The sequence below is a fragment of the Peribacillus sp. P4_D6 genome, assembly GCF_056401795.1.
In genome coordinates this window covers 14,671-28,697 of sequence record NZ_JBFUIQ010000029.1, presented here as the reverse complement: position 1 = coordinate 28,697, position 14,027 = coordinate 14,671, and the positions used below count along the sequence as shown (strand labels likewise).

Annotated in this window: 10 protein-coding genes and 1 pseudogene; 8 read left to right on the top strand and 3 right to left on the bottom strand. The window is 35.6% G+C overall.

Annotated features, from left to right (window positions below; all coding sequences use genetic code 11):
- Positions 1-13 precede the first annotated feature (13 nt).
- The 3 genes from kdpB to AC1DVB_RS11705 all read left to right on the top strand — a co-directional run bounded on the left by kdpB (position 14) and on the right by AC1DVB_RS11705 (position 5,030).
- A complete protein-coding gene (gene kdpB, locus AC1DVB_RS11715; protein WP_454861420.1) occupies positions 14-2,053 on the top strand; it encodes a potassium-transporting ATPase subunit KdpB in 2,040 nt (679 codons plus the stop codon).
- A 24-nt stretch (positions 2,054-2,077) separates the two neighbouring features.
- Entirely contained in the window at positions 2,078-2,635 is a 558-nt protein-coding gene (gene kdpC, locus AC1DVB_RS11710) for a potassium-transporting ATPase subunit KdpC (protein WP_057277298.1), read from the top strand.
- A gap of 64 nt (positions 2,636-2,699) precedes the next feature.
- Positions 2,700-5,030 carry a histidine kinase gene (locus AC1DVB_RS11705; RefSeq protein ID WP_477589346.1) on the top strand — a complete coding sequence of 777 codons (2,331 nt, stop codon included), beginning with the start codon at positions 2,700-2,702 and terminating at the stop codon, positions 5,028-5,030.
- 823 nt (positions 5,031-5,853) lie between these two features.
- On the opposite strand, the gene AC1DVB_RS11700 is transcribed toward AC1DVB_RS11705, so the two are convergent.
- Positions 5,854-8,538: a heavy metal translocating P-type ATPase gene (locus AC1DVB_RS11700; protein WP_477589344.1), complete on the bottom strand. Its 2,685-nt coding sequence runs from the start codon at positions 8,536-8,538 to the stop codon at positions 5,854-5,856.
- Positions 8,539-8,549: 11 nt separating this feature from the next.
- Positions 8,550-8,870 (bottom strand): ArsR/SmtB family transcription factor, encoded by a 321-nt coding sequence (locus AC1DVB_RS11695; protein WP_191930836.1) that lies wholly within the window; start codon positions 8,868-8,870, stop codon positions 8,550-8,552.
- A 115-nt stretch (positions 8,871-8,985) separates the two neighbouring features.
- On the opposite strand from AC1DVB_RS11695, the gene AC1DVB_RS11690 reads away from it, so the two are divergent.
- From AC1DVB_RS11690 to AC1DVB_RS11670, 5 genes and pseudogenes are all read left to right on the top strand, one after another.
- Complete coding sequence (locus AC1DVB_RS11690) at positions 8,986-9,537, top strand: copper resistance CopC family protein (protein ID WP_477589341.1); 552 nt, start codon at positions 8,986-8,988, stop codon at positions 9,535-9,537.
- Positions 9,538-9,540: 3 nt separating this feature from the next.
- Positions 9,541-10,638 carry a copper resistance D family protein gene (locus AC1DVB_RS11685; protein WP_477589339.1) on the top strand — a complete coding sequence of 366 codons (1,098 nt, stop codon included), beginning with the start codon at positions 9,541-9,543 and terminating at the stop codon, positions 10,636-10,638.
- Positions 10,639-10,675: 37 nt separating this feature from the next.
- Complete coding sequence (locus tag AC1DVB_RS11680) at positions 10,676-11,350, top strand: DsbA family protein (RefSeq protein WP_477589337.1); 675 nt, start codon at positions 10,676-10,678, stop codon at positions 11,348-11,350.
- Complete coding sequence (locus AC1DVB_RS11675; RefSeq protein ID WP_477589335.1) at positions 11,350-11,778, top strand: disulfide oxidoreductase; 429 nt, start codon at positions 11,350-11,352, stop codon at positions 11,776-11,778. The genes AC1DVB_RS11680 and AC1DVB_RS11675 overlap by 1 nt, the downstream gene beginning before the upstream one ends.
- Before the next feature lie 138 nt (positions 11,779-11,916).
- Positions 11,917-12,955 (top strand): annotated as a pseudogene (locus AC1DVB_RS11670) (flavin-containing monooxygenase).
- 413 nt (positions 12,956-13,368) lie between these two features.
- On the opposite strand, the gene AC1DVB_RS11665 reads toward AC1DVB_RS11670, so the two are convergent.
- Positions 13,369-13,917, bottom strand: a complete 549-nt coding sequence (locus AC1DVB_RS11665; RefSeq protein ID WP_477589333.1) for a Chromate resistance protein ChrB — start codon at positions 13,915-13,917, stop codon at positions 13,369-13,371.
- Positions 13,918-14,027: the final 110 nt, after the last annotated feature.

Sequence of the window (14,027 nt, the reverse complement as noted above, 5' to 3'; positions counted from 1 at the left end):
AGGAGTATTCTCAATGAGTACAACGCGTATAAGGACTCTCAATAAGGAAATTGTCGGGCAAGCCATAAAAGATGCCTTTAAAAAGTTAGATCCAAGAATAATGGCTCGTAATCCTGTCATGTTTGTAGTTGAAATAGGATTTATTATCACTCTTTTACTATCCATATTCCCAAACTTCTTTGGAGGAACATCGGATAGAGGTTATAACATTGCCGTGAGCGTAATATTGCTGGTTACAATACTCTTTGCTAACTTTGCGGAAGCATTAGCAGAGGGGCGGGGTAAAGCGCAAGCCGATAGTCTGAAAAAGACGAAACAGGATACTAAGGCAAAGTTATTCCAAAAGGATGGTTCCATAAAGATAGTCGATGCTACAGAACTCCGAAAAGGCGATATTGTCTTAGTAGAAACCAATGATTTAATCCCAACTGATGGAGATGTAATCGAAGGAGTAGCGGCTGTAGATGAGTCCGCAATCACTGGTGAATCAGCTCCTGTAATCAAAGAATCAGGTGGGGACTTCTGTTCTGTAACTGGAGGAACGAAAGTCAACAGTGACTTCATCAAAATTATCGTCACTTCAGATCCAGGTGAATCATTCCTTGATCGAATGATTAACCTCGTAGAAGGAGCTAAAAGACAAAAAACACCTAACGAAATTGCACTGAGCACCCTGCTAATTAGTTTGACCCTTATCTTTTTACTTGTTTGCACTACACTAGTACCAATTGCTTCTTATATTAAAGTCACATTACCCATCGCGACCTTAGTTGCATTACTGGTCTGTTTGATCCCAACAACCATTGGGGGCCTATTGTCTGCAATTGGGATAGCGGGGATGGATAGGGTTACTCAATTTAACGTAATTGCCATGTCGGGAAAGGCTGTCGAAGCAGCAGGTGACATTAATACCATCATCCTTGATAAAACAGGAACCATCACCCATGGGAACCGCATGGCTTCAGCTTTATTACCAGTTAAGGGGATAAGCCAAGCTGAGTTAAATCAAGTGGCGGTTCATTCATCATTACACGATGAAACGCCTGAAGGCCGATCTGTCATCGAACTTGTTAAAAAAGCCGGATTATCTGATAAAGAATTAGATAAAACCGGTACACTAGGAATTGAGTTCACGGCTGAAACCCGGATGAGTGGTACAGACTTTTCTGATGGTAGACAAATCAGAAAAGGTGCTGCTGATTCAATAAGACACTATATACAGCAACAAGGTGGAAAAGTTCCTGGGGATTTAGAGAGCATTACTAATGAAGTCGCAATTGCAGGCGGTACTCCACTTGTTGTTGCAGAAGGAAACCGTGTGCTGGGTGTCATTTACTTGAAGGATACAGTAAAACCAGGCATGAGGGAACGATTTGATGAATTGCGGAAAATGGGAATTAAAACCGTTATGTGTACCGGTGATAATCCATTGACAGCTAATACCATTGCAAAAGAAGCCGGAGTAGATGATTTTATTGCTGAAGCAAAGCCCGAAGATAAAATTTCCGTCATTAAACAGGAGCAAGCACAAGGCAAACTTGTGGCCATGACGGGAGATGGAACGAATGATGCCCCTGCATTGGCCCAGGCAGATGTAGGATTGGCCATGAATACAGGAACCATCGCAGCGAAGGAAGCGGCGAATATGGTGGATTTGGATTCTGACCCTACAAAAATAATCGAGGTAGTGGCAATCGGGAAACAGTTACTCATGACAAGGGGAGCCTTGACTACATTCAGTATTGCGAATGATGTGGCTAAATACTTTGCCATCATTCCTGCCATGTTTATGTTGGCCATTCCGCAGATGAAGGCTCTAAATATTATGAATCTGGCTACACCACAAAGTGCCATTTTATCAGCTTTAATTTTTAATGCTGTTATTATCCCCCTTCTCATACCATTGGCAATGAAGGGTGTGAAATACGTTCCTATGAGTGCTTCAAGATTATTAACCAAGAATTTGTTCATATACGGATTAGGTGGTGTGATCGTTCCTTTCATAGGAATCAAACTTATCGATGTAATCCTAGTCATGTTTCATTTAGCTTAAAATCAAAAGTAAAGGTGAGAATCCATGTTGAAAAATATACGCTTAGTTCTGGTGCTACTTGTTATGTGTGGAATTGCCTATCCATTGCTAATAACAGGTGTTGCACAAGTCATTATGCCTGCGAAAGCAGATGGCAGTTTAATAAAAAACGAATCAGGAAAAATCATAGGTTCTGAACTAATTGGTCAATCTTTTAAAGACCCGGGTTACTTTCATGGTCGTGTTTCTTCTATAGAATATGATGCGGCAGGCTCAGGTACACCCAATTATGCCCCATCCAATGAGGACATGATCAAGCGCACAAAAAAAGATTTGGCAACATTTTTAATAGAGAACCCTACTGTCAAACAAGAGGAGATCCCTGCTGATTTACTGACAAACTCTGGTTCGGGCCTTGATCCAAATATTTCACCCCAAGGGGCGAAAATTCAGGTTTCACGCATTGCAAAAGAGCGAGGTGTATCTGAAAAAAGTATATATACTCTTGTTGATAAATATACTGAAGGACGGTCATTAGGAGTATTTGGAGACCCCCGAGTGAATGTATTAAAATTAAACATAGCATTAGACCAACTAAAATAACTTTTGAAAAGGAGAGTTTTTCACTCTCCTTTTAACCTTAAACTGGATTTAGGAGGTCAGTATTATGTTAGAACAATTCCGAAGAAAAACCCCAGATGAGATATTAAATTCCATATCAAAAATAAAAAAGGGCCGGCTGAAAATTATTCTTGGCGCAGTCAGTGGTTCAGGCAAAACCTATCACATGCTTCTTGAAGGAAACGATTTGAAAAAGCGAGGTATTGATGTCGTTGTCGGTATTATTAGCGCATCGAATCGTCCGAAAACCTTGGAACAAGTGGGAGGTCTTGAAATCATTCCAACTATCGCATGGGAAGTTAAAGGAGAGACTAAGCATGATTTAGACTTGGATGAAATATTCGCAAGAAACCCTGAAGTTGTGTTGGTAGACCTGCTTGCTCATAAAAACAGACCTTCCGCCAAAAACGCTACAAGACTAGAAGATGTACAGGAGTTAATTGACAATAAAATCAGTGTCATTACAACCATAAATATTTATGAACTTGCAGGTGTTAAAGAGGTAGCAGAACAACTCACGGGACTCCCAATTCATGTAAGTAATACTGTGCCAGAGGATACGCTTTCTCACGCTGATGAAGTGAAATTATTGGACGTAACCCCCGAAGCTATCCTAAAACGTCTACAGGAAGGAGAGTTAGATGAAAAACATGAGCAAGTAAAAGGACAAGCTCACCTTTTTAAAAGACATAACTTAGCTGTACTTAGGGAATTGTCCCTTCGCTTCCTGGCAGGGGAGGTAGAGGATGATTTATACGAATACCGGGAGCGTAAAGGGTTATCTGGTCCCTCCGGTGCTTCAGAGCGAATCTTAGTATGTGCTCAATATCATTGGAATGGTTCCATTTTAATCCGAAGGGGAGATCAAATTGCCAAGCGTTTAGGTAGTGATTTATTAGTTACTTGTTTTTCCCCTAATCATAAATCACTTTCCAAAGTAGAAGCCACATTTAAACGATCAATGAGGAAATTAATTAAAAAATTAGATGGGGCGTTTGAAGAAATATCTATCAGTAAGGAAAACATTGCTGAAGAAATTGTTGCCTATGCTTTATTACATAATGTCACTCGAATTATACTTGGTCAGTCTAAAAGAACTCGTTGGGAAGAGATTATTCATGGATCCATCGTCAATCGGATTTTACGTATAACAAAGAATATTGATGTATTTGTTGTTGCAGACCGAGCTGAAGTGGAAGGAGAACGGATCATACCTGCTATTCAAACACAGAGGAAAAAAGAAAATCCCTATCGCAGGCTGTCTTCAACCGAATTAAAAGAGAAGATACAAAAAGTTAAAAGAGGTACCTTAAAAGTATATATTGGTGCTGCTCCTGGAGTAGGAAAAACATATACCATGTTAAGGGAAGCCAATCAATTAAAGAAAAATGGAATCGACGTAGTCATTGGCTTACTAGAAACACACGGGCGTAAGGGTACGGGGGATCAGATAGGGTGTTTAGACATGATCCCTAGAAAAAAAGTACAATATAAAAATGTAACCTTGGAAGAAATGGACCTTGATACTATCATTCTGCGTAATCCTGAAGTAGTACTAGTGGATGAGTTAGCTCATACGAACATTCCGGGTAGTAAAAATGCTAAACGGTATGAGGATTTAGAAGAAATACTAAATGCAGGAATTTCTGTTATTTCCACTATGAATATTCAACATTTAGAGAGTTTAAATGACAGTGTCGAACAAATTTCTGGAGTCCGAGTAAGGGAAACCGTACCGGACCGGATCCTACATTTAGCAGACGAGCTGGAATTAATAGATATTTCGCCTAAGACATTAAGACAACGTATGCGAGAAGGGAACATTTATACAATGGATAAAGTAGAGCAGTCGTTAAGCAATTTCTTTAAAACTGGAAACCTAATTGCACTCAGGGAGCTTGCATTACGTGAGTTAGCAGACGATGTAGATGATCGGTTGGAATCATTTGAACGGAAAAATGGCGTAAGAGGACCTTGGCGAAAAGAGGAAGTCATTTTTGTTTGTGTAAATTTACGTCAAGATTCAGAACGTTTAATACGAAGGGGATTTCGAATAGCGTATCGTTTGAAGGCCCAATGGTTTGTTGTTTATGTAAAAGACCATCAAAACTTGTCTAATGAAGAGGAAGTCATATTGAAAAGAGTCATGGTTCTAACGGAACGTTTAGGAGGGATATTTGAAATATACCATGCCACACATCGACGTTTAGTAGTAAAAGAAATAACGGGGCAATTAAAAAACAAAAAAGCAACACAAGTAATTATAGGACATTCAGCTAGGTCGAGGTGGAAAGAAGTAAAAGAAGGCTCCATTGTTGAACGTCTTCTTCGCGAGACGAGGTATTTAGATGTACTAGTGGTAGCTGATATTTGCTGAAACATTAGTGAAAGTAATAAATGGAGAGCAACCGGATTTTTACGATAACAGGCCTTTGAATATCGATTAAGAAGATTTATAAATCTATTTAAAAAGACCTAACTAGGAGATGTCGAGCTGAGAACGGGTGAATCAATGTTTAAAATGTTTAGTTCCTGCCATCCAACTCAATATTTACGTTCTAATCCTGGAGGTCGCTGCTTATTAGATCATCTCAATCAAATTTCCATGTATCATATTGGAAATTATTTACAATTTATAATAAGGGAACAAGACGAGGATTATAGATTACCGTCCTTACAAAAATATTGGATCAGACAATTAAAGATAAATTTAGAGCAAAACAAGATGTTTCAAGTCTTATTGAAAATATTGAAAAGTATGAAGAGGAAAGAAAACAAGAGCTCGTGGCTGAAAATTAACTCTTAGCTTAAACACATACGATGTGTTACAGAATATCAGCAAGCAATAAGCCCAGAATTGATATCACTTAAGGCTTTTGGTTTATTTGTAGAGCCTATGCAACTGACTGCTGAAAAAAGATTTATTCTGCTATTTAAAAGGGGTAAAAAAAGACCAAAAATACTGGTTAGCTCTCGGTAATTAACAGTTTTTTTATAACAAAGGCGGTGCCTTTGTAGCAAAAGCAGAAAAAGCTTACAACAAAATTAAAGACTTAACAGAAGAAAGTGATTCTTTTTTATTAAGGGTAATATGGGGGTTCGGGAGACATTTTTATCAATCTTTATTTCAAAGCTATTAAATAAATTTTTTTATAAAAAAATGAGATGTTACAACTGTAGAAACATCTCATTAACATCTATTATTTAATTTTTAACAATCTTAAAGCATTTAAAATAACAATTAATGCAGCACCTGTATCACTTAATACAGCCATCCAAAGTGTAAGCCAGCCAGGGAAGATTAAGACTAATGCAATAACTTTAATAATTACGGAGAACCAAATATTTTGTTTTATAATAGTTAAAGCTTTTCTGCTTAACTTCATTGTATGAGGAAGTTTGTCAAGGTTATCAGCCATTAAAACAATATCTGCTGTCTCCATTGCGGTGTCAGTCCCTGCACCGCCCATAGCAATACCTAAATCTGCTGTTGCAAGTGCTGGGGCATCATTAATACCATCTCCAACCATTGCTACCTTATGTCCTTCATTTTGTAATTTCTTTATGGCATCTACTTTATCCTCTGGTAATAAATTTGCAAAATAACGAGTAAGATTAGCTTCTGAAGCAATCATTTTTGCAGATCCTTCATTATCCCCGGTCAACATTACTGTTTGGTTAACTCCACTTTGTTTTAATGCTTTTAAAGTAGAAGCTGTTGTTTCACGGATGGTATCAGAAACTGCAATTATCCCGATTACTTGATGCTGTGTCCCGATTATAACTACAGTTTTTCCTTTATTTTGTATCTCTTGAACATGATTTTTTACATCATCTAAGGAAACATTCATTTCTTCAAATAGTTTTAAATTACCACCGTAATAAATATTTCCTTCAATAGTCGCTTGAACACCTTTTCCAACGATATTTCTGAATAGCTCGCCAATTTTAGGCTGAATTCCTTTTTCGTTGGCATATCCAACAATTGCTTTGGCTATAGGATGTGTTGAATAATCTTCTAATGTTAAGGCAATTGAAAGTAATTCATCTTCTGTTACGTGTAAAGTCTTGATTTCTGTGACTTTTGGCTTTCCTTCAGTCAAAGTCCCTGTTTTATCAAATGCAATGGCAGTAATGGCACCAGCTTTTTCTAAGAACGTACCACCTTTAATTAAGACACCATTCTTCGCAGCGTTCCCAATGGCTGATACGATCGCAACAGGAGTCGAAATCACTAAAGCACAAGGGCAAGCTACAACTAGCAATTCGAGTCCCTTATAAAACCAGTCTCCCCAAGTGCCAAATCCAAGAATTGGAGGCAGTACCATAATTGCCAATGCTAAAATAAATACAATAGGTGTATAAATACTCGCGAATTTATCTACAAATGCTTCTGTTGGTGCTTTTTGTTCTTGTGCTTCTTCAACCAAGTGAATAATTTTTGATATGGTGGTATCTTCAACTAACTTAGTCACCTTAATCTCAAGAGAACCATTTTCATTTATAGTTCCTGCGTATACTGTGTCACCAATTTCCTTATCAACAGGAATGGACTCTCCGGTGATTGGAGCCTGATTGACGCTTGATTCTCCTTGAATAATTTCACCGTCTAATGGAATCTTATCGCCGGGTTTTACAATGATAATGTCACCAACTGTTATTTCTTCAACTGGTTTTTTAATTATCTCTGAACCAACGCTGACCCAAGCTTCAGGAGGAGCTAAATCCATAAGGTTACGAATTGAATTCCTTGTACGTTCAATTGATTTTGTTTGTAGTAAGTTACCGATTGCAAATAACCATACAACAGTAGCACCTTCAAGCCATTCACCTATTAGCGCAGCTCCAATAGCTGCAGCAGACATTAAAACATTCATATCTAATGAACGACTTTTTATTGCGTAGAATGCACTCTTAACGGGCTTATAACCACTTATCACCATTGCAATTACATATAGCATTGTGGACATCAATGGAGGAATTCCATTAAATGAGCCGATAAACCCAAGAGCGATTAGTATTCCAGACAAGATTATTAAGCCATTTTCGTTACTTTTGTTAGTCTGTATCGATTTCTTATTTGACTGTAATGAAGCTTTAAAGCCAATTTTAGAAACCTCAGAAATAATATTTTCAACACTATCTGAATGTTCAATTTTCATTTTCCCGGTAGAGAAATTTACACTGACATATTTAACGGTTGAGAGGGTATTCAAATGGTTTTCTATACTCTTAGCACAACTACCACAGTCCATTCCTGCAATTTCGAACGTTTTTATATTCCCTTTTTGGTTTAAAGGCTCAACAGAATAGCCAAGCTTTTTGATTTCACTTTCAATCGGGATAAAAGCATCAAGGTGGCTTGCAGCCACTTGCATTTTCGCAGTGTTGTAATTAACCTTTACCTCAGCGATATCCTTCAATATACTTAAACCTTTTTCAATGGTTTTTGCACAAGCCGGACAATCCATTCCGTGAACTCTGTAAGCCATTTTCTCCCCAGAAGGAAGAGAGTTCGAGATTGTCTGTTGTTCATTACTAATACAACAGCTTGTTTTCACTAATGTTTCATCTTCTTTAATTGTTGTATTACTGCTACAGCAATTAGTGGTTTCTTGCTTTTTTTCACTTGTAAGGGAAGTGCTGCAACAGTTTATTTTCTCTAATTCTTTATCTGTTTCCTTTGATGTATTACTGCTACAACAACTAGTTTCTGTTTGTATAAAAATAGGTATTGAGTTAAGGCTGTTTACTGAATCTTTGTTACTCGCACAACAACTTGTGTTTTCTTGTTTTATTTCTAACTTGGTGGAGCTGCAACAACTATCMGTCCTATTCTCTGTATCTTCAGCATCATTATTAGAATTACTGTATTTGTCAGCCATCATAAGCACTCCTAATCTATATGATTTTCGCAACATGAAACATCATTTTGGACATCTTCCAGTACTACATCGAACATTGCTAATAAATCTCGTATATGCTGATTCCGTAAACTGTAATAGCAGTATTTTCCTTCATTCCTTCCGACAATAATTCCACAGCCCTTTAAGCAAGCAAGGTGTTGTGAAATATTAGACTGGTTCCCCTTAATTTCTTCTACAATTTGAGACACAGTTTTTTCCTGACTTTTTATACTTTCGAGGATTTGTATCCTTGTTTTATTAGAAAATCCATGAATTAGTTTAACCTTCATATCTATATCCGTATTTTGCATATATTTACCTCCTAACATATTAGACAGAACTAATGTGTTTTGTTATCATCATATTAGCAATGGCTAATATGTGTGTCAAATTTGATGAAAAAAATTTGTAAAAGGAGTATCTGGAATGACAAAAAAAGTACCTTTATTATTATTACTTTTCATTTTATTTTCAAAGCAAGCACTAGCACACACTTCTCTGGAAGACTCAACACCTAAAGATGGTGAAGTAATAACAGAACCCATTCAGGAGTTAACTTTAATTTTTGCGACAAAAGTTGAACAGAACAGTAGAATTAGTGTTTCGAACTCAAAYGGTGAACATGTTAAACTAGGAAACTTTGTGATCGAGGAGGAGGAGATGTGGGCTAATTTCCTTCAACCTTTAAAGAATGGAAATTATAAAGTGGACTGGGAGATCATTGGTGCAGATGGACACCCGATAGAAGGTACGTTTTCTTTTTCAGTAGATGTACCTAATGATAAAGCCACCGTTGAAAGCAAGAGTGAAACAGAAGAAGAACGAAAACAAGAAGATATTCAAGAAAACAAGATAAAAAAACCAAAGCAGGAAGTACAACAAAGTAACGTGCCTTCTTATATAATCCCTTCCATTTCAGTTGTTTTATTTGTCGTAGTTGCTGGGAGTTTCCTATGGCTATGGAGGAGGAAGAAATAAAAAATGTTTATGATCGGAATCATCAGTGAGCCGTTATTATATCTTTGTTTTTCTCTATTAATTGGTAGTTTCATTCTACAGCTTGTACCAAATACCTATAGACCAGATATTAACGTCCCTAAAGGTGTTTTAATGATAGCTACAGCCGGTATAGGAATCTTTTCATTTATACCCGTTTTACAAGTGATTTTATATCTTTATCAGGACATTGGGTTTGAGCAAACACTAAAATCGGTACTTTTTACATTTGAAGTGGGAAAAGCCTGGATTTTTACATATTTACTCTCAAATCTATTATTTATTTATATAGTTTGGTTTGATTATCGAAAGAATCCACTATATGCATACATTGGTATTGTCATTACGTTCATATTAATTCTTGCACTAGGTTGGTCTAGTCATGCTAGTTCTATTGAGCAATGGAAAGGATTCGTTGTACACACTATTCATTTTCTTGCTGTAACCATTTGGGTAGGTATTTTATTCGTGGTTAGTTGGGCCTCAAAAAATCACTTAAATTGGATTAGATTTTTAAGGTGGTTTACGCCCGTTGCATTAATTTGTTTCTTTATGACTGTTATATCAGGACTTTTTTTAATGAATGTAGTGATCGATTATAAAGACTATGCAAATTCTTGGATTCTACCTTATGGACAAGCACTTTTAATTAAACATCTGCTCATAATTCCTTTATTGGCTTATGTCTTTATTAATAGCATTTTGATAAGAAAAAATATAAAAAATAATGATAATTTTAATCCAAGGCCTTGGACGAAAGCTGAAAGTTTAATTGTATTTCTAATTTTCTCTGCTACTGCTGTATTAGGGCAACAAGAGCCACCACATGATATTGAAACAACAATAGCATCAACAGGATCGTCTGCATTATTTGACCTATTATATCAAGGAAATATAACACGCGATTTAGTAATAGTTCTTCGTTTTGAATTTAACAGTGTAATGTTAGTAATGTTAGCTTTATCCTTCTTGGGATTAACAATATTGTCATACATAAAAAGAGCACCTATCCTTTTAGGTTTCACAATGAGTGTATTATGTGTAGTAGCTTTTTATTTATCAATAATGGTAAGCATTCAATAACATATAATTTTATTAAATACATGATACAAGGTGAAATATGATGAAGAGTAAGAATTCAGGAATGAAAATGGCAGTTATACTCACAATTATAATTTTGGGTGCCCTGACTGCATTAGTCGTAATCAACTCCGAATCAAAAAATGTAGAAAGCGAAGTAAAACTGCTTCCTACTGAAGGTCAACCAATTTTAGGTGCAGCCAATGCTCCAGTAACTGTTGTAGAATTCGGTGATTTTAAATGTCCTTCTTGTAAAGCGTGGGGGGAAACTATATTTCCTCGGTTAGTTTCGGAGTATGTTGACACTGGGAAGGTGAAATTTTCCTATATAAATGTATTATTTCACGGAGAGGAATCAAAGTTAGGGTCAATAGCAGCAGAATCCGTGTTGAAAAATTTCCCTGATGCATATTGGGATTTTCACAAAGGACTTTTTAAAGAGCAGCCAAGCCAAAATCATGATGCTTTATGGATTAATCAAGAGAAAATTCTTGAAGTAGCTAGTGGTGTTCCTGGTATCGATGTAGATAAATTAAAAACTGATATTGAACAACAATCAGTTCTAGAAGCAGTAAATAAAGACACAGAATTAGTAGAAGAGTTTAAAGTTCAACAGACTCCAACAATTATAATTAATGGCATTATGCTAGAAGACCCCTTTGATTATGAAAAAATTAAAACCCATATTGAACAAGAGTTAGAAGGTAATCAATAATGAGAGAAGTTGTGAACGGCTATAATAAACCGCTTTTTTTCTATGTAGCGTGGCTTGTCTCGATGGTGGCTACACTTGGTAGTCTTTATTTCAGTGAAATACGGGGATTTACTCCATGTGAACTATGTTGGTACCAACGGATTCTTATGTATCCACTTGCTCTAATACTGGGCATTAGTACATTTCAAAAGGACTTTTCTGTTAAGAAATTTGTATTGCCAATGGCTATTATTGGATGGTTTATTTCTTTCTACCATTACTTAATACAGAAAGTTCCTGGTTTTGCTGAAATAAAGCCTTGTGTGAATGGTGTACCTTGTAATGCCCAATATATAAATTGGCTTGGCTTTATGACTATCCCATTTTTAGCTTTAATAGCGTTTACGTTAATAATCACTTGTATGATTCTTGTAAAAAAAAATAAATAACACAAAGGGCAATTTTTCATGGACTTGCCCTTTTTTTAATATTCACAAAAGCTTTTAGGTTATCAATTGTGTTAGAAATTAATAATCTATGATCACTTAACATGTCGAAGCTAAAATTCAAAAATGGATGTGATACTAATGAAGTATGACGTAATAATTATCGGTGCAGGTCAAGCTGGACTTTCAATGGGATATTTCTTACAAAAAACAAATGTATCCTTCCTGATTCTTGAAAAAGGAAAAGGCATTGGCGAGGTTTGGAAAAATAGATATGATTCTCTTAAGTTATTCACTCCACGATCATACAGTTCTCTTCCAGGACTAGCATTGGAGGGTAATCTGAGCATTTACCCCACAAAAAATGAAATAGCCGACTATTTATCTTCCTATGCTAAAATGTTTAGCCTTCCAGCTAAAAACTGAAGTTTAAAGTTTATTTAAAGCTTCTGGTGGGTTTCGAATCTTAACTGATAAAGGTCAATTTATAGCTAAAAGTGTAGTGATAGCAACAGGACCATTTCAGAACCCAGTTGTTCCAAAGTTTTCAAACAAACTCTCCGAAAATGTTTTACAGCTTCATTCGTCACAATATAAAAATTCAGAACAGTTAAGAGAAGGACCTGTAATAGTAGTGGGTGGAGGGAATTCTGGGGCACAAATTGCAGTTGAATTATCTAAAGAAAAAGAAACATATTTATCAATTAGTCATAAAATTAAATTTCTGCCTCAAGATGTAATGAATAAAAACATCTTTTGGTGGTTTGATAAGTTAGGATTATATAAAGCAAGTTCGAATACTAAGATTGGTCAATATATAAAAAAGCAAAATGACCCAATTTTCGGATTTGAGCTTAAATCTTTAATAAAGAGTGGAAAAGTAATATTAAAGCCTAGAACAATATCGATAAACAATGACACTATTACTTTTGAGAATAATAGTAAAGTGCAAGTTAACAATGTGATATGGTCAACAGGATTCATAACTGATTATAGTTGGATAGATATAGAAGAAATCCTTGATGAAGAGGGAGAACCATTGTACCAAAGAGGTATTACGCCAGTGGAAGGTTTATATTTTCTAGGATTACCTTGGCAGTATAGCAGGGGCTCTGCCCTTATTCAAGGAGTTGGAGAAGACGCTGAATATTTGTTTAAATATATCTTGAACTTGAAATGAAATATTCATATAGAAACTTCACCGTTCAAACTTATTTGAACGGTGTTTTAAGCTACAAGAACATATAAAATATTTTTGTTTTATCACGATGATGGTAACTCAGCAGTAGCATTGGCTAAAAGAAACTCAAAGTTCTTTGATCTTAATATCTATTAGCGATTTATGGTACTACACTAAATTTAGAGGAAATATCCTTTAATAAGTATACTGATGTTCTTATTATTTTGTGAAGGGAGTGATCCCAAAGAATGTACGTAACTTCTTTAAGGGGCTTACTATGCAAAAAGACATTTATCTTAGTTCTTATTTATTTTTCCTTGTCCCTCTAATGTTCATTGTGAATTTTCCGTCTGATCTAATGGAACTAAAAGGGCAGGTAAAGAGTAATAAAGTCAGGTTTTTATTGAGAGTACCTATTTTTTGTTTGTTAACCCTTCAAGCATATATACTTTTTCCATGAATTTATCTAATGAACTTTTACATTCTTCTATTCGGGTTACTGCTTGTTGTTGTAATTCACATTGGAAAAAATCTCGTTTTTGTATTTTCAATACCCATTTTTGTAATCGTTCTAATGCAGCTTCATTTTCCTCAATTTCTCCAAATGAAAAATTCTCCTCTTTAGTTTCCTCATCAATTTCCATTAAAAATTTTTTCGATTCTTTAAGAAACTCCTTATATTCTTCTATGCGTTCTTGATTAAGTGATTGAATAACTTCATTTTCCGAAGAAGATGATAATTTATCTATTTTAAGTAAAGAGGTTTCACCACCATTTTCTTGAATATGCAATTGTAATTTTTTAACCCTATTAATCAGTTCTTCATTCGTTGGAAAAATACAAACAGACTGTTGTAAATAGTGAACACCCATTGTTTTAAGGTTTCTCCAAACTCGGACTCTTATAGAAGAAGGTTCCGATGGAATTTTAAACGAAAAAATCATCCAGCCTATTACTTGCATTGGGTCAGTTCTCCTTTATTTCACTTTATGGATTTATTATATCACAAAGTATAAATGTAACACCTGTTGCATTTATAGAAACGGAAGTTATAATATTATTTGTGAAAAAG